27 protein-coding genes and 1 pseudogene are annotated in these 25771 nt (G+C 64.7%); 21 read left to right on the forward strand and 7 right to left on the reverse strand.

Annotated elements, in window-relative coordinates; all coding sequences use genetic code 11:
* The first annotated feature begins 18 nt into the window (after positions 1-18).
* Genes Q7T45_RS14860 through Q7T45_RS14915 form a run of 12 tightly spaced genes read left to right on the forward strand, consistent with a single transcriptional unit; the run spans position 19 to position 13220 of the window.
* Positions 19-2898 carry a flotillin family protein gene (locus Q7T45_RS14860; RefSeq protein WP_304871698.1) on the forward strand — a complete coding sequence of 960 codons (2880 nt, stop codon included), beginning with the start codon at positions 19-21 and terminating at the stop codon, positions 2896-2898.
* Positions 2899-2902: 4 nt separating this feature from the next.
* Positions 2903-3340, forward strand: a complete 438-nt coding sequence (locus Q7T45_RS14865; protein ID WP_212264193.1) for an SRPBCC family protein — start codon at positions 2903-2905, stop codon at positions 3338-3340.
* A gap of 3 nt (positions 3341-3343) precedes the next feature.
* Positions 3344-3787, forward strand: coding sequence for an SRPBCC family protein (locus Q7T45_RS14870; protein ID WP_304871699.1), 444 nt, complete (start codon positions 3344-3346; stop codon positions 3785-3787).
* An 8-nt stretch (positions 3788-3795) separates the two neighbouring features.
* On the forward strand, positions 3796-4620 hold the full coding sequence (locus Q7T45_RS14875; RefSeq protein WP_304871700.1) for a xanthine dehydrogenase family protein subunit M: 825 nt from the start codon (positions 3796-3798) through the stop codon (positions 4618-4620).
* A 12-nt stretch (positions 4621-4632) separates the two neighbouring features.
* Positions 4633-5115, forward strand: a complete 483-nt coding sequence (locus Q7T45_RS14880; RefSeq protein WP_304871701.1) for a (2Fe-2S)-binding protein — start codon at positions 4633-4635, stop codon at positions 5113-5115.
* Positions 5116-5124: 9 nt separating this feature from the next.
* Positions 5125-6786 (forward strand): xanthine dehydrogenase family protein molybdopterin-binding subunit, encoded by a 1662-nt coding sequence (locus tag Q7T45_RS14885; RefSeq protein WP_304871702.1) that lies wholly within the window; start codon positions 5125-5127, stop codon positions 6784-6786.
* A 1-nt stretch (position 6787) separates the two neighbouring features.
* Entirely contained in the window at positions 6788-7813 is a 1026-nt protein-coding gene (locus tag Q7T45_RS14890; RefSeq protein WP_304871703.1) for a xanthine dehydrogenase family protein molybdopterin-binding subunit, read from the forward strand.
* A 10-nt stretch (positions 7814-7823) separates the two neighbouring features.
* Complete coding sequence (locus Q7T45_RS14895; RefSeq protein ID WP_212413186.1) at positions 7824-8705, forward strand: MoxR family ATPase; 882 nt, start codon at positions 7824-7826, stop codon at positions 8703-8705.
* On the forward strand, positions 8702-9820 hold the full coding sequence (locus tag Q7T45_RS14900; RefSeq protein WP_304871704.1) for a VWA domain-containing protein: 1119 nt from the start codon (positions 8702-8704) through the stop codon (positions 9818-9820). Before Q7T45_RS14895 ends, Q7T45_RS14900 begins: the two co-directional genes overlap by 4 nt.
* 8 nt (positions 9821-9828) lie before the next feature.
* Positions 9829-10716 carry an amidohydrolase gene (locus Q7T45_RS14905; RefSeq protein ID WP_304871726.1) on the forward strand — a complete coding sequence of 296 codons (888 nt, stop codon included), beginning with the start codon at positions 9829-9831 and terminating at the stop codon, positions 10714-10716.
* 31 nt (positions 10717-10747) lie between these two features.
* Positions 10748-11596, forward strand: a complete 849-nt coding sequence (locus Q7T45_RS14910; RefSeq protein ID WP_304871705.1) for an MBL fold metallo-hydrolase — start codon at positions 10748-10750, stop codon at positions 11594-11596.
* Between the two features lie 22 nt (positions 11597-11618).
* Positions 11619-13220, forward strand: a complete 1602-nt coding sequence (locus Q7T45_RS14915) for an isochorismatase family protein (protein WP_304871706.1) — start codon at positions 11619-11621, stop codon at positions 13218-13220.
* 265 nt (positions 13221-13485) lie between these two features.
* Here Q7T45_RS14915 and Q7T45_RS14920 read toward each other — a convergent pair whose 3' ends face one another.
* Positions 13486-14121 (reverse strand): enoyl-CoA hydratase-related protein, encoded by a 636-nt coding sequence (locus Q7T45_RS14920; RefSeq protein WP_370691280.1) that lies wholly within the window; start codon positions 14119-14121, stop codon positions 13486-13488.
* Here Q7T45_RS14920 and Q7T45_RS14925 point away from each other — a divergent pair.
* A pseudogene (locus tag Q7T45_RS14925) lies at positions 14112-14585 on the forward strand (phosphoenolpyruvate hydrolase family protein). The gene Q7T45_RS14920 and the pseudogene Q7T45_RS14925 overlap by 10 nt on opposite strands.
* Here Q7T45_RS14925 and Q7T45_RS14930 read toward each other — a convergent pair.
* Together Q7T45_RS14930 and Q7T45_RS14935 are read right to left on the reverse strand one after the other, a co-directional pair.
* Positions 14530-15153, reverse strand: coding sequence for a TetR/AcrR family transcriptional regulator (locus Q7T45_RS14930; protein ID WP_304871707.1), 624 nt, complete (start codon positions 15151-15153; stop codon positions 14530-14532). The pseudogene Q7T45_RS14925 and the gene Q7T45_RS14930 overlap by 56 nt on opposite strands.
* A 1-nt stretch (position 15154) precedes the next feature.
* Positions 15155-15610, reverse strand: a complete 456-nt coding sequence (locus tag Q7T45_RS14935) for a DUF4442 domain-containing protein (RefSeq protein WP_304871708.1) — start codon at positions 15608-15610, stop codon at positions 15155-15157.
* Positions 15611-15929: 319 nt separating this feature from the next.
* Here Q7T45_RS14935 and Q7T45_RS14940 point away from each other — a divergent pair, with 319 nt between their 5' ends.
* Entirely contained in the window at positions 15930-17696 is a 1767-nt protein-coding gene (locus Q7T45_RS14940) for an NAD(P)/FAD-dependent oxidoreductase (protein ID WP_304871709.1), read from the forward strand.
* A gap of 58 nt (positions 17697-17754) precedes the next feature.
* Here Q7T45_RS14940 and Q7T45_RS14945 read toward each other — a convergent pair whose 3' ends face one another.
* Positions 17755-18438, reverse strand: a complete 684-nt coding sequence (locus tag Q7T45_RS14945) for an NrsF family protein (protein ID WP_304871710.1) — start codon at positions 18436-18438, stop codon at positions 17755-17757.
* Positions 18438-18962 (reverse strand): sigma-70 family RNA polymerase sigma factor, encoded by a 525-nt coding sequence (locus tag Q7T45_RS14950; protein ID WP_304871711.1) that lies wholly within the window; start codon positions 18960-18962, stop codon positions 18438-18440. Before Q7T45_RS14950 ends, Q7T45_RS14945 begins: the two co-directional genes overlap by 1 nt.
* 201 nt (positions 18963-19163) lie before the next feature.
* On the opposite strand from Q7T45_RS14950, the gene Q7T45_RS14955 reads away from it, so the two are divergent.
* From Q7T45_RS14955 to Q7T45_RS14980, 6 genes are all read left to right on the forward strand, one after another.
* Positions 19164-19544, forward strand: a complete 381-nt coding sequence (locus Q7T45_RS14955; RefSeq protein ID WP_304739057.1) for a thioredoxin family protein — start codon at positions 19164-19166, stop codon at positions 19542-19544.
* Entirely contained in the window at positions 19541-20272 is a 732-nt protein-coding gene (locus tag Q7T45_RS14960; RefSeq protein ID WP_304871712.1) for a cytochrome c biogenesis CcdA family protein, read from the forward strand. Before Q7T45_RS14955 ends, Q7T45_RS14960 begins: the two co-directional genes overlap by 4 nt.
* 35 nt (positions 20273-20307) lie before the next feature.
* The gene (locus Q7T45_RS14965; RefSeq protein ID WP_304871713.1) at positions 20308-20775 is read left to right on the forward strand and encodes a DoxX family protein; all 468 of its coding nucleotides are present in this window, start codon (positions 20308-20310) and stop codon (positions 20773-20775) included.
* Between the two features lie 280 nt (positions 20776-21055).
* Positions 21056-21313, forward strand: coding sequence for a hypothetical protein (locus tag Q7T45_RS14970; RefSeq protein ID WP_304871714.1), 258 nt, complete (start codon positions 21056-21058; stop codon positions 21311-21313).
* A gap of 187 nt (positions 21314-21500) precedes the next feature.
* Positions 21501-22349, forward strand: coding sequence for a DUF692 domain-containing protein (locus tag Q7T45_RS14975; RefSeq protein ID WP_304871728.1), 849 nt, complete (start codon positions 21501-21503; stop codon positions 22347-22349).
* Positions 22346-23131 carry a DNA-binding domain-containing protein gene (locus Q7T45_RS14980; RefSeq protein WP_304871715.1) on the forward strand — a complete coding sequence of 262 codons (786 nt, stop codon included), beginning with the start codon at positions 22346-22348 and terminating at the stop codon, positions 23129-23131. The genes Q7T45_RS14975 and Q7T45_RS14980 overlap by 4 nt, the downstream gene beginning before the upstream one ends.
* A gap of 33 nt (positions 23132-23164) precedes the next feature.
* Here Q7T45_RS14980 and Q7T45_RS14985 read toward each other — a convergent pair whose 3' ends face one another.
* Positions 23165-23962 carry an SDR family NAD(P)-dependent oxidoreductase gene (locus tag Q7T45_RS14985; protein ID WP_304871716.1) on the reverse strand — a complete coding sequence of 266 codons (798 nt, stop codon included), beginning with the start codon at positions 23960-23962 and terminating at the stop codon, positions 23165-23167.
* Between the two features lie 116 nt (positions 23963-24078).
* Complete coding sequence (locus Q7T45_RS14990; protein ID WP_304871717.1) at positions 24079-24579, reverse strand: hypothetical protein; 501 nt, start codon at positions 24577-24579, stop codon at positions 24079-24081.
* A 194-nt stretch (positions 24580-24773) separates the two neighbouring features.
* Here Q7T45_RS14990 and Q7T45_RS14995 point away from each other — a divergent pair, with 194 nt between their 5' ends.
* Positions 24774-25760, forward strand: coding sequence for a hypothetical protein (locus tag Q7T45_RS14995; RefSeq protein ID WP_304871718.1), 987 nt, complete (start codon positions 24774-24776; stop codon positions 25758-25760).
* Positions 25761-25771: the final 11 nt, after the last annotated feature.

Raw genomic sequence — 25771 nt, forward strand, 5'->3', positions numbered from 1 at the left:
CGTGGAGGGAGAACAGACATGTCAGGCCAGTTGATCGGAGCGCTCATTCTCTGGCTGATCGTGGCGGTCATCGCGATCGCGATCGCCGTCTATTTGGTGAACTGGCTCTACCGACGCTCGTCGAAGGAGGCGGCTTTCGTGCGAACCGGCCTCGCCGGTGAGAAAGTGGTGATCGATTCGGGCGCCTTCGTGCTGCCGTTCATCCATGACATCACGCCGGTGAACATGAACGTGCTGCAGATGCGGGTGCATCGCGGCCAGGACGACGCCATCATCACCCGCGACCGAATGCGGGTCGACATCGACGCCGACTTCTATGTCCGCGTCCGCGCCACCATCGAGGCGGTGTCGCTGGCGGCCTCGACGCTCGGCAGGCGCACCATGCAGCCGGAGACGTTGCACGCGCTGCTGTCCGGGAAATTCGTATCCGCGATCCGCTCGGTCGCTTCCGAGATGACGATGGAGGACATGCACGAGCAGCGCGGGGTCTATCTCGCCAGGGTCAAGGAGGCCGCCGCCGAGGCGCTGGCCAAGAACGGGCTCGAGCTGGAATCGGTGGCGCTGATCAATCTCGATCAGACCGACCTGCAATATTTCAATGCCTCGAACCGCTTTGACGCCGAAGGCCTGACCCACCTGATCGAGCAGATCGAGGGGCGGCGCAAGACGCGCAATGACATCGAGCAGGATTCGATGATCCGGATCCGGACGCGCAATCTCGAGGCGGAGAAGCAGTCGCTCGAGATCGAGCGCGAGAGCGAATTGGCGCGCCTTGAGCAGCAGCGCGATGTCGAGGTGCGCCGCGCCGTGCAGCGCGCCGAGATCGCCCGCGAGCGCGCGATGCGCGACACCGAGGCCGAGCAGGCCCAGATCAATGCGCGCGAGGAGATCGAGAAATCGCGGATCGGCAACGAGCGCGCCATCAGCGAGGCGAGGATCGCCTCCGAGCGCGACGTTCGCCAGCGCGAGATCGAGCGCAGCCAGATCGTCGACCAGGCAGAGATCGCCGCGCGCGAGACGGTTGAGAAAGCGCGGATCGCCAATGACCAGCTGATCAAGGAGGCCCGCATCACTGCCGATCGCGAGATCCGCGAGCGCGAGATAGAACAGGTGCGCGCGCTGCAGGCCGCCGAAATTGCAGCGCGCGAATCTACCGAGCGCGCCCGGATCGCGCAGGAAGCGTCCGTCAGCACCGACCGGATCGCCAACGAGCAGCGGATTTCCGGCCTTGACATCGCCAAGCGGCGTTCGGTCGAGGAGGCTGATATCGCAGCACGGCTCGCCACCGAAACCGCGGAAATCGCCCGCAACAGCGCCATCATCGCCAATCGCCTCGCCGCGGAAGAGAAGCGGCTGGCGCGCGAGATCGTCCGCGACCGCACCGTCCAGCAGGAGAGCATCGCGGCGAAGGAACTGGTGGAGTCCGCCCGCATCCTGCAAGAGGAGAAGGTTCGCGCGCTGACTATCACCCGCAACCAGGCGATCGACGAAGCCGAGATCGCAGCATTGCACACGGTGGAAGCCGCGCGGATCGCCAATGAGAAGGAAATCGCGGCGCATCGCATCCTGGCTGAACAGGAAACCCGCTCGCAGGAGATCGCGCGGACGCAGACACTGGAAGGCGCCGAGATCGCCGCGCGGGAGGCGACCGAGACCGCCCGCATCGCATCCGATCTCGAAATCCGCAGCTTGGACATCAACCGCGCCAAGGCGATCGAGACCGCCGAGATCAAGAAGCGCGATGCGGTCGAGGTCAGCCGCATCGAGGCTGAGCTGGCGATCGACAAGGGACGGATCGCGGCGTCGAAGAGCCGCGAGGTGCTGCAGATCGATCAGAAGAAGACCATCGAGATCGCCGAAGAGGAGCGCGTGATCGCAACTTCCGCGCGGAAGATCGAGCGGGTCGATTCCGACCGTGCCGTGCGCGCAGCCGAGATCAATGCGCGCCAGGAAATTGAGAAAGTCGACATCACGCGCGAGCGCGAACTGGAGGTCGCCCGGCTGGAGCGGCGCAAGGCGCTCGAGCAGCTTGATATCGCGCGCAACCAGGCGCTGCAGGAATCCGAGATCGCCGCGCGCGAGGAGATCGAGCGCGCACGCATCGCTTCCGAACGTGGCCTCGACGAGGCCCGAGTCGGCCGCGACCGCGACCTGCGCAAGCTCGAGGTCGATCGCGAGCGCGAAGTCGAGAGCGCTGTCATGGACAAGGCGATCGCGATTTTCGAGAAATCTCTGCTGGAATCCGCGGCCCAGGTGAAGGCGGAAATGGCGAAGGCCAAGGCGGTGGAAGCCGAGGAGATCGTCAAGACGGTGCGCGAGAGCGAGAACGCCAAGCGGCGCACCACGGTGGAAGTCATGCTGGCGAGGAAGAACGCCGACGAGAAGCGTATCGAGGCGGAAGCCCATGCGATCCGCGCCGCGGTCGACGCGGAAGCGCAGAAGCTGCTCTACGAAGCCGAGAATGCGCTCACCGATGAGGCGCGCTACGGCCTGTTCCGGCGACGGCTTCTGGACCGGATCGAAGGGATCGTTCGCGAGAGCGTCAAGCCGATGGAGAAGATCGAGGGCATCCGCATCCTGCACGTCGACGGGCTCGGCGGCATGGCCGGCAATGGCGGCGGCAGTTCGCGCACACCCACCGACGAGGTGATCGAATCGGCGCTGCGATACCGGGTGCAGGCACCGCTGATCGATCAGGTGCTCAAGGAAATCGGGATCGAGGGCGGCAGCCTCGCCAGGATGGGTGGGCTGATGCGAGAGGCCAGCGACCTGCAGCGCGTCGGTAAGGAAGCCCAGCCGCCCAAGCCGAAGGGCGACGGACCGGTCCCTGCAGACGCGGGTTCCGGCGAGCCCAAGCCACCGTCCGGCCGCGGCGGCAAAGGCAAGGCCAAGGAGTAATCGGATGGCCCGCGTCTACGTATCCAGCGTCATCAATGCACCGGCGGCCAAGGTCTGGGCGCGCGTGCGCGACTTCAACGGCCTGCCGAACTGGCATCCCGGTATCGCGGAGAGCCGGATCGAGAACGGCGAGCCGGCCGACAAGGTCGGCTGTGTCAGGGCGTTCGCGCTGCGCAATGGCGATCGACTACGCGAAAAGCTGCTCGGGCTGTCCGATTTCGACATGCTCTGCACCTATTCGATCCTGGATTCGCCGATGCCGCTGACCAACTACGTCGCCTCGCTGCGGCTGACCCCGGTAACCGACCAGGACCGCACGTTCATCGAATGGAGCGCCGATTTCGACTGCGCGCCGGAATTGGAAGCGGAACTGGTCAGCGGAGTCGGCGGCAACGTGTTCCAGACCGGGTTCGACGCTCTCAACCGCGCCTTCGGAGCCTGAGCGATGCCGAAGGTCGTTCGCAGCACCATCATCGACGCGCCGGTCGAGCGGTTGTGGGCGGTGTTGCGCGACTTCAACGGCCACGAATCCTGGCATCCCATCGTCGCCAAAAGTTCGATCGAACGCGGCTATCCCTCGGACAAGATCGGCTGCGTCCGTCGCTTCACGCTGCAGGACGGCGCCGAACTGCGCGAGCAGTTGCTGGCGCTGTCGGATCTGGAAATGACCTTCAGCTATTGCCTGCTGGAGACGCCGATTCCGCTGTTCAACTACGTCGCCCATGTCCGGCTGCTGCCGGTCACCGACGGCAATCGCAGCTTCTGGCATTGGGAGGGGCGGTTCACCACCCCGGCCGGACGCGAAAGCGAACTCGCCGACCTCGTTGGCAACGACGTCTACTCGAACGGCATCGCGGCGGTCCGCCAGTTGCCGGAACTCGCAGGTTAGGAAACGCCATGCCCGTCAACCTACGCATCGTGCAGGGATTGCAGGAAGCCGCCGAAATCCTGGCCGGCGACCGTGCCGCGCAAATGCTCGGCGGCGGCACGCTGCTGGTGCGCGCCATCAACGAGGGCGCGATGACGGAGGGTACCTTGCTGCGCACCGTCGATCCGGTGTTGTTGGCGATCAACGCCGGCGGCGCGCGGGTCGAACTCGGTGCCGGCGTCACCATGGCGATGGTGCTTGCCAGCCGCGATCTGTCCTACCTGCACGCGCCGGCGCGCGGTATCGGCGGTCCCGCGGTGCGGACCACTGCGACGATCGGCGGCAATCTGTTCGCCGCGACACCCTATGGCGATTTCACCACCGCGCTGCTGGCGCTGGACGCCGTCGTTACCTTGCATGCCGGCTTCGGCGGCGCGCGGGCAATGCCGCTCGAGGAGATGCTGGCGAACCGGGCGCGGGGCGGGGTCGGGCTGGTGGCTTCGGTCGGTTTCAACCGTCCGGCCGGCGCCGATGCGTTTCGCTTCTTGAAAGTCGCGCGGGTGCGGCCCAAGGGCATCTCGGTGCTCTCGATCGCGGTGCATCTGCCGCAGAACGCCGGACGGATCAGCGGCGTGCGGATCGCCTACGGCGCCATGGGGCCGACGCCACTGCGCGCCAAGGCGGTCGAGCGCGTGCTGGAGGGCCGCAGCCTGGATGCAGCCACGATCGCCGCGGCAAAGACGGCGGCACTGGAAGGCACGCAGCCTGCGACCGATGCGATTGCGTCGGAATGGTACCGCCGCGAAGTATTGCCCGTGCATCTCGGCCGGCTGCTTGCCGGCGAGACGTCCTGAAGGAGCGCGAAAATGGCCCGGATGCCCGTACAGTTTCGCCTCAACGGCACCGATCGCGCGGTGTTCGTCGAGCCCGTGGAAACGCTGCTCGGCACCATCCGACGCGGTCTCGGCGATTTCGCGCCGAAGTTCGGTTGCGGCCAGGGCACCTGTGGCGCTTGCACCGTGCTGGTCGACGGCGAACCGCGACTGGGTTGCCTCACGCTCAGCGTGACCTGCGAGGGGCGATCGATCGAAACCGCGAGCGGGCTCGCCGATGGGCCGACGCTGCATCCGCTGCAGGCCGCCTTCATGGAGCATTTCGCCGCGCAATGCGGCTTCTGCACGCCGGGCATGCTGATGGCGGCGAAGGCACTGCTCGATCGCAACCCGGATCCGACACGGGTCGAGGTCGTGGAGGCGATCGCCGGCAATATCTGCCGCTGCACCGGCTACGAACCGATCATCAACGCCATTCTGGCCGCCGCGCAACAGCGCGGCGCCCGCCGCGCCTGAGGGGTCCCGATGCTGGAATTTCGCAAGGATCTGTTCGCCGACGAGCGCGACGACAATCTCAACGTGATCGGCAAGGGCGAGCAGCGCCAGGACATGCTGGGACATGTCACCGGCCGCACCCGCTTCTTCGACGATCACGGCTTTGACGGCCTGCTGCACCTGAAGGTGGTGCGCTCGCCGCATCATCACGCCCGGATCCGCAGCATCGACGTCTCGGCCGCGGAGCGCGCGCCCGGGGTGAAGCGCGTGATCCGGGCTCAGGACGTCCCGGTCAACAAGAATACGCTGCTCAGCCTGATCGGATTCGGCAAGGACGACGAGCCGACGCTCGCCGTCGACAAGGTGCGCTACAAGGGTGAGCCGATCGTCGCCATCATCGCCGCCAGCGATGCGGAGGCCATGGCCGCCGTCAAACTTGTTCGAGTGAGCTACGATCCGTTGCCCACGGTGTTTGACGTGCAGGAGGCGCTGAAGCCGGGGGCCGTCGTCGTCAACGAGACCTATCCCGGGAACTACTTCGAGTATCACGACAAGTACGACCACCAGAAGCTGCGCTTCGGCGACGTCGAGGCGGCCTTCCGCACCGCCGATCACGTGCTGGAGGAGCGGTACCAGATGTCGCCGATCGAGCACGCCTCGACCGAGACCAACGGCACCATCGCCGCGCCGGAAACCAACAACCGCTATGTCGTGCATTCCTGCGCGCAGGGCCTGTTCTTCTCGCTCGGCACCACCGCGAAAATTCTCGCGCTGGAATCCAACCGGCTGCATTTCATCGGCGGCACCGTCGGTGGCGGATTTGGCGGCAAGGTCGATTCTCTGACCGAGCCGCTGGCGGTGCTTGGCGCGATTCTCACCGGTCAACCGGTCCGCTATGTCCTGGGGCGCGAGGAGGAGATGCAGTTCGGCTCGCCGCGCGGGGCCGAGCGGCACGTCATCAAGGACGGCGTGATGCGCGACGGCCGTATCGTGGCGCGGCAAATCACCTCCTATTTCGATGCGGGCGCCTATACAAGGCTGTCGAGCTATGGCGTGGTCAAATGTGTCGCCCACATGCCGGGTCCCTATACGATCCCGAATGTGCGCGGCGACGCCTATTGCGTCTTCACCAACCGGGTGCCGGCTACCGCCATGCGCGGCTTCGGCGTTACCGGACTGGACTTCTCGATCGAGGTGCAGATGGACAAGCTGGCGCATCTGGTCGGTATCGACCCGATGGAATTCCGTATCCTCAATGCCTATCGCGACGGCGACATGAAGGCGCATCGCCGCGTCGCCCATAACACCGCGCTGATCGAATGTGTGCAGGTCGCGGCCCAGAAGGTGAACTGGCCGTTGAGCGAGACGGCGCGGCGCGCTTCGTCGCTAAGCGGCGGCGGAGGTCCGCGCGCGGCGATTCCACCCACGGTAACTGACGAGAGCGGCCGGATCGGCCGACCGGAGACGCGGCAGGCGCCGCCGCAGCTGACGCCGGGCGCGGCACCGCTGCCGGCGTACCAGCCGGCGCCCGCCGTGCCCGTCCAGCAGCCGGCGGCGCCGCTGCCGAATTATCCGTCGCAGCCGGCAGCCGCCGCACCGTTGCCGGCTCCCACGCCACCGGTTCAGACTCCGCCGCCGACGCCCCAGCACGGCGCGGCGCGGTTCTCGTCGGTGTTCACACGGAGGCGCTGAGATGGCACGGCATCAGGGGCGCGGCATGGCGTCCATCAACTACCCGATCGGCATGAACCTCGGCGGCGATCCCAGCCAGGCGCTGGTGCATGCCAATCCGGATGGCAAATTCACCGTGGCGCTGTCGGCGATCGATCTCGGGCAGGGGATGAAGCAGGTCAGCCGGCAGATCGCGGCGGAAACGCTGGGCGTGCCGATCGAGGACGTCTATGTCGACACCGCCGACAGCGACACCGGTCCGCACGATATGGGCTCGTTCGCCTCGCGCGGCACGCATCGCGTCGGCAACGCGGTGATCGTCGCGGCGAAGGAGGCGCGGGGCGTTTTGCTGGAGGCGGCCGCCGAGGAACTCGAGGTCAATGCCGATGATCTCGTTACCGACGGCAAGGGCAACATCCATGTCCGCGGCGCGGCGTCGAAATCGATCACGGTAAAGGCCGCGTCGCAGGCGGCGCAGTTCAAGCAGGGCAAGACCATCTCCGGCCGCGGCATCTTTCTGATCCCGCTGTCCAACGTCAATCCGGAAACCGGCGAGATGTCACCGGTCACCGCCTATGCCCATGCCTGCCTCGTGGTCGATCTCGAGGTCTGCGACGAAACCGGAGACGTCAAGGTCAACAAGTTGACCAGCGCCTATGAACTCGGCCGCGCCCTCAATCCGAAAATGGTCGAGCAGCAGCTGGTCGGCGGCGCCTGGATGGGCATGAGCCACGCGCTCTACGAGACGCCGGAGCCGTATTATCCCAATCCCGAAAATGGCGGGCGCGACTACAACGAATATCTGATGCCCGGTCCCGGCGACATCGCGCCGCACGACATAGCGGTGCTGGAGCGACCGGCGCCGGACGGCCCGTTCGGCGGCAAGGGTCCCGGCGAGATGTGCGCCAATCCGGTGCTGCCGGCGGTCGCCAACGCGATCTTCAACGCCGTCGGCGTCCGGATCGACACGCTGCCGATCACGCCGGAAAAGATCCTGCGCGCGCTGAGGGCGCAGGGCGGCGCGCGGCCGCAAGCCCGGCGCGCATAGGGGCATTGGAATGGCGGTGCGCGGAAGTGTCGGGGGGATCGATCGGCCGGAGAAACTGGCCGAGGCCTTGCGCGCGGCCTATTACCTCGCCGATGACGGTTTTGCGACCGCCGGCTATCTCGCGCTCGCGCTCGGCAAGCCGCTGCTGCTGGAAGGCGCACCCGGTGTCGGCAAGACCGAAGCCGCCAAGGCGATCGCCGGGATCATGGGGCGGCAGCTGATCCGGCTGCAATGCTACGAGGGCATCGACGCCGCGGCCGCGCTGTACGAGTGGAACTACCCGCGCCAGATGCTGGCGATCCGCCAGGCCGGCGACGAGCCGATCGACATCTATCGCGACGATTTCCTGATCGAGCGGCCGATGCTGGCGGCGCTGCGCCGGCCGGAATCGACCGTGCTGCTGATCGACGAAATCGACCGCTCCGATCCGGAGTTCGAGGCGTTCCTGCTCGAATTCCTGTCGGATTTCTCGATCTCGATCCCGGAGCGGGGCACCCTGCGCGCGCATGAACGCCCGGTGGTGATCCTGACCTCGAACCGCACCCGCGATTTGCACGAGGCGCTGCGGCGGCGCTGCGTCTATCATTACATCGCCTATCCGGATCCGGAGCGCGAGGCGCGGATCATCATGATGCGGGCGTCCTCCGTCGCCGAAGCCACCGCGCGCGCGATCGTGACGGCGGTGGGGCGGCTGCGGCAGGAGCCGCTGACCAAGCCGCCCGGCGTCGCCGAAGCGATCGACTGGGCGGAAGCCGCGACGTTGCTGGCGAAAACCGGCGCGCCGTGGCCGGACGCATTCCGCCGCGCGATCGGCGTGGCGCTGAAGGACGAGGAAGATCTCGCCTTTATTGCGCCGCGGCTCGACGCCATCATCGCGGAGATCGCGGCATGACGGTAACAGCGCTGCCGCAGGCGGCCCGGCCGCTGCTGGATTTCATCGCGCTGTTGCGCCGCAATAGCTTTTCGGTCGCGCCGGAACAGGGCCTGGCCTTTCTGGGGGCGATCGAACTGCTCGGCCCGCGCGACATCGGTGACATCCGCCGCGCCGGCATCGCCACGCTGGCGCCGCCGTTCGAGCGGCAACCCGATTTCGACATGCTGTTCGATATGCATTTTCTCGGCCTTGCCGGCGCGTTGTCGGATCAGGTCACTGAGAGCGACGAGGAATTGCAGGTACAGGACGACGGCGCCGGATATGACGCGCCGCTGTCGGACGATATCAACGAAACCGGGCAGGCGGCGACCGCCAGCGAGGCGCTGTCGCGGCGCGCGCTGCGGCCGGACGACGACAACCAGCAACTGGCGCAGTTCAGCCGGCAGCTGCCGGCCCGGCTGCCGCGTCGCCGCGGCTATCGGATGCGCTCCGCGAAACGCGGCGCCGGCTTCGACCTGCAGCGTTCGCTACGTGATGCCATCCGCACCGATGGCGAGATCATCCGTCTGCGCCGCCGCGAACGTCAGCCGCGGCCGCGCGCCATCCTGCTGCTGATCGACGTGTCGGGCTCGATGAAGGTGCGTTCCGACGCGCATCTGCGCTTTGCCCATGCGCTGGTCAACGCGGCGCCGCGCGTCGAGGTGTTCACGTTCGGCACCCGGCTGACGCGGCTGACCCGCGCGCTGCGGCTGAAGAACCGCGAGCAGGCGCTTGCCGTCACAGCGGACCTCGTGGCTGACTGGGACGGCGGCACGCGAATCGGCGATGCGCTGGCCGCCTTCCTCGCGGTGCCGCGTTTCGCCGGATACGCCCGCGGCGCGCTGGTGCTGGTGCTGTCCGACGGATTGGAGCGCGGCGATCCGGCGCAGATGATCCGCGCGGTCGGGCATCTCGCCGCGCGCGCCTGGCGGATCGACTGGCTGACCCCGCTCGCCGCGGCGGCCGATTATCGTCCGGAGACCGCCGCGCTGCGCGCGGTGCTGCCGATGCTTGACAGCCTTGCCAATGGCGCGACGACGGAGCGGCTGTGCCGGCACGTTCTCGACCTGTCACGACGGAGGGCCGCCCGATGAATCCTCCTGTGTCCGGCTGCGTCGATGCGCATCATCACATCTGGCGGCAGCAGGATCTGCCCTGGCTGCTCGGGCCTATGCAGCCGCGGATCTTCGGGCCCTACGAGCCGATCCGTCGCGACTACACCATCGCGGAGTATCTGGCGGATGTCGCCGCCGCCGGCATCACGCGGTCGGTGTATGTGCAGGCGAATTGGGCGGTGGAGCGTTTCCTCGACGAGGTCCGCTATGTCAGCGACGCCGCGCGGGAAACCGGCTGGCCGCACGCCATTGTCGCCTATGCGGATTTCACCGCGCCTGACGTCCGGCCGCAACTGGAGCAGCTGGCGGCGTTCCCGCTGGTGCGCGGCGTCAGGATGCAGCTGCACTGGCACGATAACCCGCAATACCGCTTCGCGTCTGCTCCGGATCTCGCGCGCGATCCGATACTCCGGCGCAATATCGCGAGATTGAGCGAGTATGGCTGGGCCTTCGACCTGCAGGTGTTCGCGCCGCAGATGGCGGATGCGGCCGAGCTTGCCGATGCCTGTCCCGGAGTCAGCTTCGTGCTGCAGCACGCCGGCATGCTGGAGGATCTGTCGCCGGCCGGCATCGAGGCCTGGCGCGGCGGCATGGCGTTATTGGCGCAGCGGCCCAACGTCGTGGCAAAACTGTCCGGCCTCGGCACCTTCCTGCATCGCAACGATCCGGCGCATATCGGCTTCGTGGTCGGCGAAACCGTCAGGCTGTTCGGCGCCGGCCGCTGCCTGTTCGGCTCGAATTTTCCGATCGAGAAACTCTGGACCCGCTACGACGCGCTGGTCGATGCCTATCGCGCGGCGACCCAGACGTTGTCCGCCGTGGACCGGCAGGCGATCTTTCACGACACCGCCGCCGGCATCTACCGGCTGGCCTGATCAACACGATCCAACGAGAGGAAACAAACACATGGCGCTCGAGATCAAGATCCTGGACTACGGCGACATCGAACTGGAATCCAGCTTCCTCGTGCTGGGTCGCGATTGCGGGCGTGTCAGGCGGGTATACACTTACGGCTTCCTGATCCTCGGCGGTCCGTGGCCGATGGTGGTCGATACCGGCTATCGTCACAATCAGATCATGGAGAGCCTCGGAATGCGCGGGCTGCAGCATCACGAGAACATGATCGAGAACCAGCTCGCCAGGCATGGGGTGAGGATGGGCGATGTCCGTTACGTCATGCACACCCATCTCCACATCGATCACGCCGGCAAGGACGAGCTGTTCCCGATGAACACGACGGTTCTGCTGAACCGGCGCGAACTGGAATATTCGGTTTCGGGCCTGATGCATCCGCAATATCCGTTGCCCGACATCAAGCACCTGATCGACCGGCTGCATACCCGCCACGCGCTGCGGCTGGAGGATCTCGAACTGTCGGGACCGATCGAGGTCTGCCCCGGCGTCACCATCGATGCGGCGGGCGCCCATACCGAAGGCTCGATGAACGTCCATGTCGAGACAGCCGAGGGTCGTGCCACCATATGCGGCGACGTGATCTATGATTTCAACGACCAGATCGTGAATCCCTTCCACGAATTGCATCACAACGAGCCCCGCACCACCGGCAACCACGGCAACACCAAGCGCGAGGAGAAGGCTGCGATCAAGCGGCTGCTGTCGGGTTCGCGCTTCCTGCTGCCGGTGCATGACAAGCCCGCCAAGATCGAGCACGGCCAGGTGGTGGCGCGGCTGGACATGGCGGTGCCGGGACCAACCGTGCAGTCGTTGCCGTCACGCAACTGGTTCGCAGCGTGAACGGCGTATTCGGAGACCAGCGATGACCACGCATATCGCACTGCGGCCATCCTTCGCCGAATTGGTCGATCTGTGGGCGCCGGTTCGGCAGGTCGGCACCGGCTTCCAGTTCACGGAAGGCCCCGTCTGGCACCCGAAGGCGCATGATCTCCTGTTCTCCGACATGCCGGGCGACGTGCGCCGCCGTTTCGACGGGCAGGGCATTCGCGAGGCGATGCGTCCCGCCAACAAGTGCAATGGGATGACCTATGATGCCGAATTGAACCTGATCGTGTGCGAGCACGCCACCTCCACGCTGGTGCGCGAACGCCCCGACGGGCGGCGCGAGGTGGTGGCGTCGCATTTCGATGGGCTGGAGCTGAATTCGCCGAACGACGTCTGCGTCAAATCCGACGGCGCGATCTATTTCTCCGACCCGTGGTACGGCCGGATGCCGGTCTACGGCGTCGAGCGTCCGCGCCAGCTCGGCTTCCAGGGCGTCTATCGCGTGCCCCCCGGCGGCGGTCCGCCGCAATTGCTGGTCGATCGTTTTCTGTTCGATCAGCCGAACGGTCTGTGCTTTTCGCCGGACGAGAAGCGGCTCTACGTCAACGACACCGTCAAGCATCTTATCCGGGTGTTCGACGTCGGAGCCGGCGGCGGCCTTGGCAACGGCCGGGTGTTCGCCTCCAACATTGTTTCGGCCACCGAGCCCGGGGTGCCGGACGGCATGAAATGCGACGCGCTCGGCAATGTCTGGCTTTCGGCGCCGGGCGGCATCTGGGTGTATGCGCCTGATGGCCGGCTGATCGGCAAGCTGCGCATTCCCGAACTGGTCAGCAATCTGACCTGGGGCGGACCGGATTGGCGCACGCTCTACATCACCGCCACGCATTCGGTCTATGCGGTGCCGGTGAAGGTCGGACCGCGCAACGAGCCCTATATGCGCGCCGGCCAGCTCGCGCCAGCGGCGGCGCAGCCCGCGCCGTTCGCTGCTGCGGCGACCATCAGCCGGTCCGGCGCCAAGCTCGCCGAGCCGGGTTACGCGATCGATCCCATGCGCTGCGCCCTGATCATTCAGGACATGCAGAACGACGTGGTGATGGACGGCGGCGCCTTCGCCTCGTCAGGCTCGCCGGCGCATTGCCGCGAACAGAACGCCATCGCCAACGCAAAGCGGCTCGCGGAGGCCGCGCGTGCGCGCGGCGTCATGGTGATTCACGTCTGGTTCGTGGTCGAGCCCGGCGCGCCGGGCGTGACAGCGAATGCCCCGCTGTTCGAGGGGCTGATCGATGCCAAAGCAATGGTGCGCGGCACATGGGGGGCTGCGCCGGTGCCGGGGCTGGAGCCGCACGCCGGCGACCAGGTGGTGGAAAAAACGCGAATGAGCGCCTGGGAGGGCACGAGGCTGGAGACCATGCTGAAGGCGGCCGGCCGCGATTTCGTCATTGTCACCGGGGCCTGGACCAACATGTCGATCGAACATACCGCCCGTACCGGCGCAGATAAGGGATTTTACATGGTCGTGCCGGAGGATTGTTGCTCGACCATGAACGACGAATGGCACATCGCGGCGGTGAACTACGCGATCCAGAATGTGGCCATGGTGACCCGCGCTGACGACCTGATCGCAGCCTTGTCCTGATCCGGGCCGCAGCTGCCGGACCGCAATCGCCAATGGTATCCGAGCAGCGATCGCCTGCACGGGAAAAATCCCGCGTGGAAGTTTGTTTTGGGCGGCAGCGAGTGCGCTCTGGCAGGCATGGCGCAGCACCGCATCGTCCGCGTTTGAACGTCGAATGTCCGCTTCTGGCGCAAAGCGGCCGATCAGGGAGCTCTGTAGTAAACCTTCATGAAATTATGTCTGATTGTCGGCTATACTCCAACCGCGGCCGAGACTCCGTTTCTGCTCATCCACCACGGAACTGCGGACGACGCTTAGCTACGAACGCGGCAATGCCTTCTTGCGCGTCGTCGGAGCGGCTGGCGACCACAATCGATTCTTTCTCGGCCTCGAGTTGATTGGAAAGACCTGTCTCAAACGATTGACGGAGCATGCGGCGCACGGCGCCGTACGCCCGCGTCGGACCCGCTGCGAGTTTGGCTGTGAGGGCGGCTGCCTCGTTTTCGACGGCGTCGCTCGCCGCCAGGCGCGACACCAATCCGAATTCGAGTGCTTCCTGCGCGGTCAGGCGTCGGTTGAGCAGAAAGAGCTCTTGTGCACGCCGCATTCCGACCATGGGCGGCAGAAACCAAGTATTGCCGCCATCGGCGGTCAAACCGAGGGCCCCGTAGCCCAGCGCAAACCGCGCATCGTCGGCTGCAACGACTATGTCGGCGGCGTAGAGCAGGCCCAGCCCGCCGCCGCCTGCGCCGCCGCGCACCGCGGCGACGACAGGTGCATCGATGCTAGTCAGGCGTTCGATCGCCAGATGATAGCTGTCGATCATGCGGCGCAGCCGATTCGGCAATTGCTCGCGCTCGGTTCCCGCGAACAGGCCGAGGTCGCCACCGACTGTAAAGCTCGGCCCATTGGCTGCGATCAGCTCCGTTTCGCAGCATGGATCATTTTCTCGACGAGGTTAAAGCGATTGGCTTCTCCGGCGTGCAGAATTTTCCGACGGTCGGGCTGATCGACGGCAGCTTCCGCACCGGGCTGGAGGAAACCGGCATGTCTACGCGCTCGAAGTCGAGATGATCGCGCTGGCCGGCGCCAAGGGGCTGTTGACGACCCCCCTATGTGTTCTCAGCCGACGACGCCGCGGCGATGGCGCGCGCAGGGGCCGACATCATCGTCTGCCATTTCGGACTGACCGCCGGCGGCGCGATCGGGGCACGGACTGCGCTGAAGCTCGACGATGTTCCGGCCATGCTTGACGCCTGGGCGGCGGCGGCGCGCGGCTCGCAGTCGGGCCCGGACAGGGTCGAATCCAGCGCCGGCGTGCCGCCGTCATTCACGGCCGAAGCCGCTCCGCCGCCGGTGCAAGCGCCCGGGCCGCATCGACCATGAACTGGACGGCACTGCGATCGGATCGTGCCTTCAGTGCTCCGGCCCGGTAAAGCCCGATCAGTCCATGCGTCAGTCCCCAGACGCGCAAGACGCCGATTCGGGTCGCATCGCTGCCGATCGGCGGGGCGTGTCCCGCCTGGATGGTTACGGCAGCGGCTTTGACGACGCGGCGCAACTGCGGTCCGATACCCTCCGCGTCATGAAAACATTTTCGCAAGGGCAGCGCGAACATCAGGTCGTAGAGCTGGGGCTCCGCCAGTGCAAAGCTGGCGTAGCACTGCGCCAGGGCGGTGCGTCCGCAGTCCAGCTCTGCCACCGGAATGGCCTCCAGCAAATCCGCCAGCCGGGCAAAGCCGCGCTCCGCGACGGCAAAGAGCAGATCCTCTCGCGACGTGTATTGCCGGTAGAGCGCCCGGTGATTGACGCCGAGGATTTCGGCTACCGCCCTGAGCGTAACGGCGTGCTGCCCATGTTCGGCAATCAGCGCCAGGGCCGCATCGACCGCGGCCCGTTTGGTGTCGCCATGGTGAAACGAGTCGCGTCGTATCGCGTGACGCGTGGGTTTCATCTTAGACCTGTTTTCTCTTCATCGAGACGTGCCAGTCGACGGTCATCTCGGCGATTTTGGCCTGGTCTTCACCAATGAAATGGACCGTCACACGAAACACCGATTTGCCGTCGGTCCTAACGGTATGGACCAACGCGTCGGCGTCGTCCGATATCGAGGCTTCGGCGCGTACGCCTCCCTTCGCGACGGCCAAAAACCGGATCGCGGCTTCGGCGGCGACGGGGCGGATTTCAAGCAGCATAGGCGCGAAGGTTCCTGCCATCGCCGCGCCGGACGCCGCTTCCCCCAATGCAAACAGCGCGCCGGCATGCTGCGTCCCGATGTGGTTGAGACCCTCGGGGCGGAACGGCAGGCGGGCAACGGCCCGGCCTTTTTCGATCGTCTCCAGCTCGATCCCGACGTGGTTCGCGAACGGAACCGCCGTGCTCAATTGCCGCCTGATGAGTTCATAGGTCATGCCGGGCCTCTTGCGTAAATGTCTCCAATGGAGACATATACATCAATTTCCGGGTTCGTCGAGTCCGGTCGAGGTTTGGAAGCCGACGAGGCATCGAAGGCCCGTTGTTGTCCGGCGCGCCGGCCAGCCACGAGCGGCAATTTCGCAGGGCCTGCCGGCAAAAATGAGCGGCGACGCATCTCGCTCGGAGGCGGGCGCGTGGTAATGATGATCGGGACGATCAGGAAGAGGCGCGCACAAGACGAGCCGCCGCGATTGTCGGGGGCTGGCCGGGTGAACCGGACGGCCGCTGCGGGAGAGAAGGTCAGAGGACCCAGGCATGCTGGAAAAAATCAGGACATCGGCCGAAGCCGAGGCAAAATCGTGGATCGCTGACTTCAGCCGTTCGCTGGCGGGCGGAGACGCGGCGGCGCTGCGTGCGCTGTTTGTGCCTGACAGCCACTGGCGAAACCTGTGCGGCATTTCCTTCGATATCGCGACCTTCAGCGGCGCCGGCAAACTGGCCGATCAATTATGCCGGCGTGCGCGCGCGGTGGCCGCCGCCGGGTTTGAGATCGACACCGGATTGTTCATGCCGCGCCGCGCTGTGGTCGCGGGGCAGGAAGTGATCGAGGCGATTTTCCGGTTCGATACCGCTAATGGTCCTGCCGTCGGGGTGGTCCGGCTGTTGCCTTCGCCCGGCGCGCCGCCAAAAGCCTGGACGCTGTCGACGGTGCTCGACATCGACAGGATCGGCGCGGCGAAGTCGGGCAATATCGAGCCCACCTCGCACAGCCGCGATTTCGCCAAACGGAACTGGCTCGAAGAACGCCAGGCCGAAATCGCCTTCGAAGGGCGCGAGCCCGACGTTCTGGTGGTCGGCGGCGGACATGCAGGTATTTCCGCGGCGGTCGAGCTGAAGCGGCTGGGCCTCGATACGCTTGTCATCGACAGGCAGCAACGCGTCGGCGACAACTGGCGGCTGCGCTATCACGGCCTCAAGCTGCATAACAAGACGCCGGTCAATCACCTGCGCTACATGCCGTTCCCGCCGAACTGGCCGGACTACATCCCCAAAGACAAGATCGCGAACTGGCTCGAAGCCTATGTCGAGAGCATGGAGGTCAACTTCTGGACCGGCACCGTGTTCGAGGGCGCCGAATACGATCAATCCTCGCAGAGCTGGATGGCGCGGATCCGTCGCGGCGACGGCAGCGTTCGGATGCTGCGCCCAAAACATATCGTGATGGCGACCAGCGTCAGCGGCACGCCCAACATTCCCACCATCGCCACGATCGAGAATTTCGCCGGCAAGGTGCTGCATTCCAGCCGGTTTGCCGCCGGCGCGCAGTGGCGCGGCAAATCCGTGATCGTGATGGGGACCGGCACCAGCGCGCATGACATTAGTCAGGAGCTGCAGGCCAACGGCGCCGACGTCACCATGGTTCAGCGCAGCCCGACCCTGGTCGTCAATGTTGACCCGAGCGCGCAGCTCTACGACAAGACCTATCTCGGCGACGGGCCGCCGGTCGAAATCAGGGACCTGTTGAATGCCTCGGTGCCGCTCGAAGTGGTCAAGGCATCGCACAAGATCATCACCAAAGAGGTCCGCGAGCTCGACGCGCCGCTGTTGTCGCGGCTGGAGCAGGCGGGCTTCCGGCTCGAATTCGGCGAAGACGGCACCGGCTGGCCGCTGAAGTTCCGCACCCGCGGCGGCGGCTATTACTTCAATGTCGGCTGCTCCGAGCTGATCGCCGACGGCAAGATCCGGCTGATCCAGGCTGATGACATCAGGCAGTTCGTCAGCGATGGATTGCTGCTTGGCGACGGTTCGAAATTAGCGGCGGACCTCGTGGTGCTGGCGACCGGGTACAAGGGCCAGGATCACATCGTGGGCTCGCTGTTCGGCGCTGAAGTCGCCGCGCGCGTCGGGCCGATCTGGGGGTTCGATGCCGACAGCCAGGAACTGCGCAACATGTGGACCCGCACCGGGCAGCCCGGGCTGTGGTTCACCGGCGGCTCGTTCTCGCAATGCCGGATCTATTCGCGCTTCATCGCGCTGCAGATCGACGCGATCGAGGAAGGGCGTCTGGAGAAGGCATTGTAACGTTGGCGCCAGGCGAGACCGGTTTCACGGGATCTCACCTGGCCCGCTTGCGGTGGGTTCAGTGCGCTGCGAGTTTGCGACGAACCCTCGCGACCACAGGCCGCCAATCCAGCAGCAGCCGGCCGGCCCAGCCGCAGAGGACCGTCAGCATGAAGACGGTCCCCACCTGCCAAACCAGCACCATCAGGCTTGCGTCCTGACCGTGGAAGAGACGAAGACCGAAGTTGCCCAATCCGGCCGCCGCCAGACCTCCCAGCGCCGCCGAAGCATGCGGCCAAAGGGGGGCTCCCTTTCGCAGCATGAGCGCCATCGCCACGGCCGGCAGCGTTCCGACCAGTGCAATGGCGGGAATGCAGAGGAAGTCCGAGGTGAAGTCCTGAAAGGCGCCTCCGCGCAACCACGCCTCGACGCACCCTTCGCCGACACTCGCCAGCCAAACCGATAGCGGCACCAGTGGAAGCAACAGAAATCGGCGGTCGTATCCGGGAACGATCGATTGAAAGGCGGCAACGGCGGCGCCGATCGCTGTGCAAAGCGCGGCAATTTGTTCGACGAGATAGCGAAAATCCGTGAACTTGACGGCCAGGTCATCGCGCGGAACCATCATCATGACGATGACGGCGACATACGGGACGGCCATCGCAAACCATAAGGCAGTCCGGACCCAGGGCGATGGAAGCCTCTGAACCGGATCCGCATCCTCGGTCAAACTCGCAATCAGTCTGTCGGTGTCCATGGCCATCACTCTTTGCTGAGAGCCTTCCGCAGGTTCAGGACCGCCCGATGGATCGAAATCTTCAGCGCTCCTATGGTGGTTCCGCTCGCCGCTGCCGCCTCCTTGAGTGACATTTCGCGCAGCTTCAGCATTTCGATCGCCTTCCTCTGACCTTCGGGCAGGCCCTTGATGGCGATCGTCAACTCTTCCGGGTCGCGATATTCCTCGTTCTCTATGTTCGCCCAATCATCGGCAAAGGTTACGGGCAGTTCGTCCATCTGGACCTCATTCGATTTTCCCCGGTAGAACCGTCGCGCGCTGTCGATCAGCCTGTTATGGGCGATGGTCGACAGCCATGGCATGAATGGACGGTTTGGATCGTACGTCGCGCGTACCGCGTGGATCGACAAGAGTATCTCCTGAACCAGGTCCTCGACTTCCTCAGCCGTGAAAAATTGTCGCCGCTTTCGCACGATCTGGCGCAATCTGGGTGTGATTTCCCTCAAAAGACGTTCGTAAGCGCGCATATCGCCGGCCTGTGCGGCCTGCATGAGCGACTCCAGGGCTGGCGAATTCGAATCCCGCTTCATCTCGGCGTAACAGCTCCGGGTATCGCGAAAGATCAAGTTGTTCCACGTCAGCGGGTACTCGGGTATCGCCGTCTTATTTTTGCAGGCGCGCGTAACTTCCGCCGGCTCCGCAGCGAAACTCTCTGGCCGACCGTCCAGGCATCCCTCGGAGATACATCGAACATGTCATTGAATTCCCTAAAGACACTGATCGCAATAGCCTTCCTCGCCGGGTCATCGCTGACGGCCCAGGCCGGACAACCGTTCGATACGAAGGCTTTCCAGCAAGCGCAAGCGGCCGGAAAACCCATCCTCGTCGATGTGACCGCGCCCTGGTGTCCGACGTGCAAGGTGCAACGACCGATCGTCCAGGAAATCGAAAAGTCGACGCCGAACCTGATTGTCTATGAGGTGGATTTCGATAGCGCGAAGGATGTCCTGAAGCGCTTTCGAGTCCAAAGTCAGAGCACCCTCATCGTATTCAAGGGCGCCAACGAAGTTGGCAGGTCAACGGGAGACACCAATCCCGCCAGCATCAAAGCCCTCGTCTCGAAAGGCTTGTGAGGGTGTCCGAACTCGGCAATCTGGCGCTCAGCTATGCCGCGGGCGGGTTATCGACCCTCTCGCCATGCGTGCTTCCATTGCTGCCGATCGTCCTCTTCGGCGTACTTGAAAAGCATGCCTGGGGACCGGTTGCCCTGGCTGCCGGCCTTGCGACATCGTTCGCCTTGCTTGGCACCCTGATCGCCTCGGTCGGTTTCAATGTCGGTCTCGACCCCGCGACGCTCAGATCCGCCATCGCGGTGCTGATGCTGGCCATGGGCGTGGTGCTGCTCGTTCCCGCTCTGCAGGGAAGACTGGCGGCTTTCGCAGCTCCCGTCGCAACCGGCGGCCAGACATTGCTCGATCGCCTTCAGCCGTCCGGACTTGGAGGACAATTCGTACTCGGTGGCTTGCTGGGCGCGATCTGGTCGCCCTGTTCCGGTCCGACATTGGGAGCCGCGATCGGACTTGCGGCCCAGGGCGACACGGTGGTCAAGGCGGCCGTCGTGATGGCGGTGTTCGGGCTCGGAGCGGCGACGCCCATCCTGGCGCTCGCCTATGGTTCAAGGCAGGCAATCTTCGCCCGGCGAGACTTGCTGGCCAGGACGTCGCGCATCGCCAAACCGGTCATGGGCGCGGCATTCGCGTTCGTCGGCGCATTCGTACTCACCGGCCTCGACAAGATCGTCGAAACGTCGCTGACGAATGCCATGCCGGACTGGCTGACGAATTTGACCACTCGTCTGTGAATCGATCCTGAACGTGCCGCCACAAGGGGGAAGCCATGAACTCGATCGCCATTCTGCTCATCGCTCTGCCGGCGCGAATAGCCTCGCATTTTCAATGGATCGGTCCGCTGGTCATGCGGCTTGTCGTCGGTTACGTCTTCATGCTTGCCGGCTGGGCCAAGCTCAACAATCTTCCCCAGATGATCCAGAACTTCACCGAATGGGGCATCCCGTTTCCGGGGCTGCTCACCCCGTTCGTCTCCGGCGTCGAATGCGTCGGCGGCGCCATGCTGATCCTCGGATTGTTGACCCGGATTCCTGCAGCCATGCTGACCGTTGTCATGATCGTCGCGATCAAGGCGGCGAAGTGGGAAAATGTGGATTCTCTCGAAACGCTGCTGGGATTCGAGGAGACAGCCTATCTGGCTGCGTTCCTCTGGCTCGCGATCGCGGGGCCAGGCGCGGCTTCCCTCGACCGGCTGCTGCTGCGAATGACCGGCCAGGAAAGCGAACGACGGCCGTAGGATTCGGGCGATCTGTCTGCCGCGCGGGCAAGAAAAAATATGCGGAGCAGGCGTAACTATCCGGATTGAGCAATCGAAACCTATACCAGGCAACCGATAAAGGATCGAGCCGACAGCGAACGACCGGCCGCGACGACTTGACGGCGTGGGAGGAGGTTCGCTGCGACCCGGAGATCGTCGTTGGCCGAAGCTGTTGCACGGGAGTCTTGAAGGTCGGACTGGTTTGCCCGGCTCGATGGCGACCCGTTTCAATGCCAACCCAAGTCTGGAGGAAAATATCATGAAGCTCAGCTCGAAGTCCGGTGCCGCTATCGCGGCGGTCGCTGCTACCATGTTCCTGGCCGGCGCCACCATGTCGACCGCGACTTACGCGGCCGGCGAAGGCAAATGCATTGGCGCCAACGCCTGTAAGGGCCAGAGCGCCTGCAAGGGCGGCCAATCGCCTGCCAAGGGAGCAAATGCCTGCAAGGGCCAGGGATTTGCGGAGATGACCAAGGACAAGTGCGCCGCTGCCAAGGGCAAATTCGTCGCCGGCTGACGGCTCGGCTGCATGGTCGAAGGGCCCGGCTTCGGCCGGGTCCCGAGATCAGAGTCGATTATGGAGTCGCGGACTCATGACAGCGATACGGCCGGGCACCCATTACCGGCGGGTCACCAGCGGAGGCCCAATGAACATTGCAACCAAATCCTCGCAGCCGTCTTCGCCGTCGACGACGGATCACCGGATGGATGCGGGCAAGCCGGCATTCCTCGGTTTTGGCCTTGGGCTGCGCGCCCAACACTATGACGAGATCCTCAGCGGAAACCCGCCGATCGACTGGTTCGAGGTCATCAGCGAGAATTACATGCTGCCGGGTGGCCAGCCGCTCCGGATGCTGGATAGAATTCGTCAACGCTATCCGGTCGTGATGCACGGTGTGTCGTTGTCGATCGCATCGACTGCGCCGCCTGATTTCGAGTATCTGCGGGGGCTGCGCGATCTCGCGCGCCGGGTCGAACCGAAATGGATATCCGACCACCTGTGCTGGACCGGCGTGCATGGCAAGTACCTGCACGATCTGTTGCCGATACCCTACACCAGCGAAGCACTCGATCACGTCGTCAGCCGTGTCCAGCTGGTTCAGGATTATCTGGGCCGCGCCATCGTGCTGGAGAATGTCTCGACCTACGTCCAATTCAGCAATTCCGAAATGACGGAATGGGAGTTCCTGAGCGAGCTTTCCCGCCGCTCCGGGTGCTGGCTGCTGTTCGACGTCAACAACGTCTATGTCAGCGCTTTCAATCATGGTTACGATCCGCACTGCTTCCTCGACGGTATTCCGGCGGACCGGGTGGTTCAGTTTCACATGGCCGGCCACAGTCACATGGGCACCCACATCATCGATACCCACGATCATCCGGTGTGCGAGGATGTCTGGGATCTCTACGCCGCGGCGTTGCAGCGCTTCGGCCGGGTCTCGACCATGATCGAGCGCGACGACAACATCCCGCCGCTCGACGAACTCATGGCCGAAGTCAACCGGACCCGGGAGATAGCCGGGAAGGTTCTGGCGCCGGGCAGGAAGACGGGATGAGCGACTTCGCGCGGCAACAGAGCGAGTTTCAGCGCGGCATACTGACCGGCGACGATTCGGTTCTTGCTGAAATTCTCGACAGCCCGCTGGAAGCGCGCGATGTCCTCTTTGGGGTCTACAGGCATGCCTACGGTTCGCGGCTGGTCGAGGCCGTCAGAAACGACCACGAACTGCTGCACATTTATCTCGGCGACGAGATGTTCGATGAGATGGGATACGCCTATGTTGCGGCAAATCCCTCGCGGCATCCAAACCTGCGCTGGTTTTCGCGAGCCCTCCCGGCGTTTCTGAAGGACGCGGCGCCCTACGGCAAATATCCCATCCTGTCCGATCTTGCCGCGCTCGAGAGAGCTCTCAACGATGCCTTCGACGCGCAGGACGCGCCGGCGCTTGCCGTCGCCGATATGGCCGGCTTTGCTCCGGAGGTCTGGCACCATCTCAAATTCATGGCTCATCCCAGCGCCGTCAGGCTCGACCTGACGACCAGTGGGTCCGCGGTCTGGCGGGCGCTCAAGAACGACGAAACCCCGCCGGATGCGGTCACTCTGGAAGAGCCATGCTGCCTCCTGATCTGGCGCCAGGACGTGATACCGTTGTTTCGCGAGCTTTCTGCCGAGGAAGCGATGATGTGGGACGAGGCGGCGGGCGGAATTCCGTTCGGGGTACTTTGCTCGATGCTGGCCACTTATGGCGATCCTGACGGCGCGGCGTCCAGAGGTGCCGGCTATCTGCACGGCTGGATGACGGCGGGACTTCTGACGGGAGTTTCCGGCGGGAGGTGAGAGTTAGGGCGTGGGCGACCGGCAGCCTGATCCTCAGAACGGATTGGTGACGATGCCGCCGTCGGCACGCAAGGCGGCGCCATTGGTCGCGCTGGAAGCCTTGGAGCAAACGTAACAGATCAGGTTGGCCACTTCTTCCGGTGTGGCATAGCGCTGCAGCAGCGATGCCGGCCGGCGCTCGGTGAAGGTCTTGGCGGCGAGTTCGTCGGCCGTCGTGCCGAGACCTTTGGCGCGAGCGGCAAGCCGGACCGGCGCCATCTCGACCCAGGTCGGGCCGGGCAGTACCGAATTGACGGTGATATTGGTGGCCTTGGTCTGTTCGGCGGCGCCGCGCGCGATGGTGAGCTGGGCGGCTTTCGAGAAGCCGTAATGCACCATCTCCTTCGGAATGAAGATCGCGGATTCGCTGGAGACGAACACGACGCGGCCCCAGTCCTTGGCATCGAGCATGCGCTTCAGATAGTGCCGGGTCAGCCGCACCCCGCTCATGACGTTGACTTCGAACATTCTGGTCCAGTCGTCGTCCTCGATGTCGAAAAAGGCCTTGGGCTCGTAGATGCCGAGATTGTTGACGAGAATGTCGACTTGCGGGAATTGCGCCACCAGCCCGGCGCAGCCCTCGGCTCGGCCGAGATCGAACACCGCCGCATGCGCCTTGGCGGCCGGTACGGCCTGCTTGACCTTCGCGATCGCCTCGGCGACCGAGGCGGCTTCGCGGCCGTTGACGATGACTTCCGCACCCATTTGCGCCAGCCCGATCGCGGTGGCGAGCCCGATGCCGCGGGTCGAGCCGGTGACCAGCGCGAGCTTTCCGGTGAGGTCGATGTTCATTTTGCAATACCTTTCGGGCGACGAAACTGGACGGCAACATGCAAGCCCCGCTCGTTGAAGGCAACAGCCGGAACGGAGTCGTCCGTTATGTCATGCCATGCGTCGGCATGGCGATACTATTCCAGCTGCTTCCAGTTCTCCGCGATGAAGCCGCGGGCGTCGACCTCGGTGGATTGCCGGACAATACGCGCCTTCCGGCCAACGCATTTCCATTCATAGACTGTAGCGTGGCCGGTCGCGCTCATCGGAACGTCCGGCGAATCCGGGTTCTGCCTGCAAAACCTTTCCGCCCCGTCCGAACTTCGGCTGACGTCGGCCTTTTCACACACCAGGTTCGCGCCGTAGCTGCAGAGCCAGACCGCGCCGTTGGCGCAGCGAACCGAGGTACTTGCCTGAACGTAGGAGTCCGGCGTCTCTGCCGCGAGTTCGAACATCCGCCGCGCGTTTGGTATCAAATTGCCAGGCATGGGTTGGACGCGGTCATCGTTGCCGACCCTGGCGCAATAGGCGCGCAGGTCCTGTGCGGAAGCCGGCGTGCACAACGTTGTCGCTCCGGCCACGGCTGCCAGCAAGACTCCGACAAAAATCGAACGAACTTCCGCTGCTTCGATCATCATGGCAGGCTCTCTCACGTCCAACCCTCAAATTATCCCCCGATCGGGCAGGCATGGCGTTGATCTCGGACAAAAGCGGCCTTGATCAGGATCAAGGGCGATCATTCTGCCGGAGCTAGAAACTACGCATGCAAGGCGACGGGCCTCTGAAACGCAAACCGACCACCCGTTCGCGGAGACTGCCGATCGGAATTACGATGGCTGCCGCGCTGCTGGCGCTGGCTTGGCCCGCGTTAGCGCGGACCGGTACCGATCAGGTGCGGCATCCCTCCGTCCAAGCCAATGCGATGCGATTGGCGCAAGCCGGTTCGGCACACGAGATCGTGGTGCTGCCCAACAAGCCGCCGCAGCGGTCGGGCGAGCGGGATCCGTCGTCGCAGGCGCTGATCGAGACCTGGCTCGGCGGCTACGGCTGGAACAAGGACAAGCGCTTTGATCTGGAGCGCTACGAGATCGTGAACCGGCGCGTGGTGTGGGGTGAGTTGGGCCGGGCGCTGCTGCAATTCCGCGTCGTGCCGGTCGACGGCGACGCGATGGCGTTGGCGGCGAAACGCTGCCCCGGCCGCAACCGGCCGATCGAGATGCAGATCTATTTCCAGTGGGGTCCGGACAACAAATTGTGGACCGCGCTCGCGAACCGCGGCGATCCCGGTTTCGAACCCTGCTCGAACGACGAATTGTGGACCAGCGAGCAGCTCGAGCTGATCGTCAATCCGCCGCCGCTGCCGGCGCCGCCGAAGATCGCGCAAAAGGACGTCGTAACCCCGCCATCCGGCTCGCCGGAGCGCAAGGCGATCCTTGACGGCCTGCGTCCGACCTTCGAGAAGGCATTCGGCAAACCGGTCGAGTTCAAGGTCGAGAGCCTGCGTGCCGCCGCCGGCTTTGCCTGGGTGGTGGTCCATCCGCAGCGCCCGAACGGGGTGCCGATCGGCAAGGCAGAATGGGATAAAGCGGTCGGCCCCTGCGAACAGAATCGGACCACCGCTGTCGCGCAATTCTGGATGCGCAAACGTGATGACGGCTGGCGGGTGGGCTGGGGTAACGGTTTCTGCGCCAGCGATTCCATTTCCGAACTGGGCTATTTGATCGGCGCGCCGCCGCAACTCGTCGATATCGAGAAATGGCCGGGCACCGACTTCATGCCGGTCGAAGACCCGCAATATTTCGAGCTGTGGAAGCCGTGAACGACTGTGCC

The organism is Bradyrhizobium sp. (assembly GCF_030646015.1).
GTDB lineage: Bacteria > Pseudomonadota > Alphaproteobacteria > Rhizobiales > Xanthobacteraceae > Bradyrhizobium.

What these genes read in the sequence shown, in the direction of transcription:
- Q7T45_RS14860 (WP_304871698.1), top strand. Translation starts at nt 19, where the DNA reads ATGTCAGGCCAGTTGATCGGAGCGCTCATTCTCTGGCTGATCGTGGCG.
- Q7T45_RS14865 (WP_212264193.1), top strand. Translation starts at nt 2,903, where the DNA reads ATGGCCCGCGTCTACGTATCCAGCGTCATCAATGCACCGGCGGCCAAG.
- Q7T45_RS14870 (WP_304871699.1), top strand. Translation starts at nt 3,344, where the DNA reads ATGCCGAAGGTCGTTCGCAGCACCATCATCGACGCGCCGGTCGAGCGG.
- Q7T45_RS14875 (WP_304871700.1), top strand. Translation starts at nt 3,796, where the DNA reads ATGCCCGTCAACCTACGCATCGTGCAGGGATTGCAGGAAGCCGCCGAA.
- Q7T45_RS14880 (WP_304871701.1), top strand. Translation starts at nt 4,633, where the DNA reads ATGGCCCGGATGCCCGTACAGTTTCGCCTCAACGGCACCGATCGCGCG.
- Q7T45_RS14885 (WP_304871702.1), top strand. Translation starts at nt 5,125, where the DNA reads ATGCTGGAATTTCGCAAGGATCTGTTCGCCGACGAGCGCGACGACAAT.
- Q7T45_RS14890 (WP_304871703.1), top strand. Translation starts at nt 6,788, where the DNA reads ATGGCACGGCATCAGGGGCGCGGCATGGCGTCCATCAACTACCCGATC.
- Q7T45_RS14895 (WP_212413186.1), top strand. Translation starts at nt 7,824, where the DNA reads ATGGCGGTGCGCGGAAGTGTCGGGGGGATCGATCGGCCGGAGAAACTG.
- Q7T45_RS14900 (WP_304871704.1), top strand. Translation starts at nt 8,702, where the DNA reads ATGACGGTAACAGCGCTGCCGCAGGCGGCCCGGCCGCTGCTGGATTTC.
- Q7T45_RS14910 (WP_304871705.1), top strand. Translation starts at nt 10,748, where the DNA reads ATGGCGCTCGAGATCAAGATCCTGGACTACGGCGACATCGAACTGGAA.
- Q7T45_RS14915 (WP_304871706.1), top strand. Translation starts at nt 11,619, where the DNA reads ATGACCACGCATATCGCACTGCGGCCATCCTTCGCCGAATTGGTCGAT.
- Q7T45_RS14930 (WP_304871707.1), bottom strand. Translation starts at nt 15,153, where the DNA reads ATGAAACCCACGCGTCACGCGATACGACGCGACTCGTTTCACCATGGC.
- Q7T45_RS14935 (WP_304871708.1), bottom strand. Translation starts at nt 15,610, where the DNA reads ATGACCTATGAACTCATCAGGCGGCAATTGAGCACGGCGGTTCCGTTC.
- Q7T45_RS14940 (WP_304871709.1), top strand. Translation starts at nt 15,930, where the DNA reads ATGCTGGAAAAAATCAGGACATCGGCCGAAGCCGAGGCAAAATCGTGG.
- Q7T45_RS14945 (WP_304871710.1), bottom strand. Translation starts at nt 18,438, where the DNA reads ATGGCCATGGACACCGACAGACTGATTGCGAGTTTGACCGAGGATGCG.
- Q7T45_RS14950 (WP_304871711.1), bottom strand. Translation starts at nt 18,962, where the DNA reads ATGCAGGCCGCACAGGCCGGCGATATGCGCGCTTACGAACGTCTTTTG.
- Q7T45_RS14955 (WP_304739057.1), top strand. Translation starts at nt 19,164, where the DNA reads ATGTCATTGAATTCCCTAAAGACACTGATCGCAATAGCCTTCCTCGCC.
- Q7T45_RS14965 (WP_304871713.1), top strand. Translation starts at nt 20,308, where the DNA reads ATGAACTCGATCGCCATTCTGCTCATCGCTCTGCCGGCGCGAATAGCC.
- Q7T45_RS14970 (WP_304871714.1), top strand. Translation starts at nt 21,056, where the DNA reads ATGAAGCTCAGCTCGAAGTCCGGTGCCGCTATCGCGGCGGTCGCTGCT.
- Q7T45_RS14975 (WP_304871728.1), top strand. Translation starts at nt 21,501, where the DNA reads ATGGATGCGGGCAAGCCGGCATTCCTCGGTTTTGGCCTTGGGCTGCGC.
- Q7T45_RS14980 (WP_304871715.1), top strand. Translation starts at nt 22,346, where the DNA reads ATGAGCGACTTCGCGCGGCAACAGAGCGAGTTTCAGCGCGGCATACTG.
- Q7T45_RS14985 (WP_304871716.1), bottom strand. Translation starts at nt 23,962, where the DNA reads ATGAACATCGACCTCACCGGAAAGCTCGCGCTGGTCACCGGCTCGACC.
- Q7T45_RS14990 (WP_304871717.1), bottom strand. Translation starts at nt 24,579, where the DNA reads ATGATGATCGAAGCAGCGGAAGTTCGTTCGATTTTTGTCGGAGTCTTG.
- Q7T45_RS14995 (WP_304871718.1), top strand. Translation starts at nt 24,774, where the DNA reads ATGGCTGCCGCGCTGCTGGCGCTGGCTTGGCCCGCGTTAGCGCGGACC.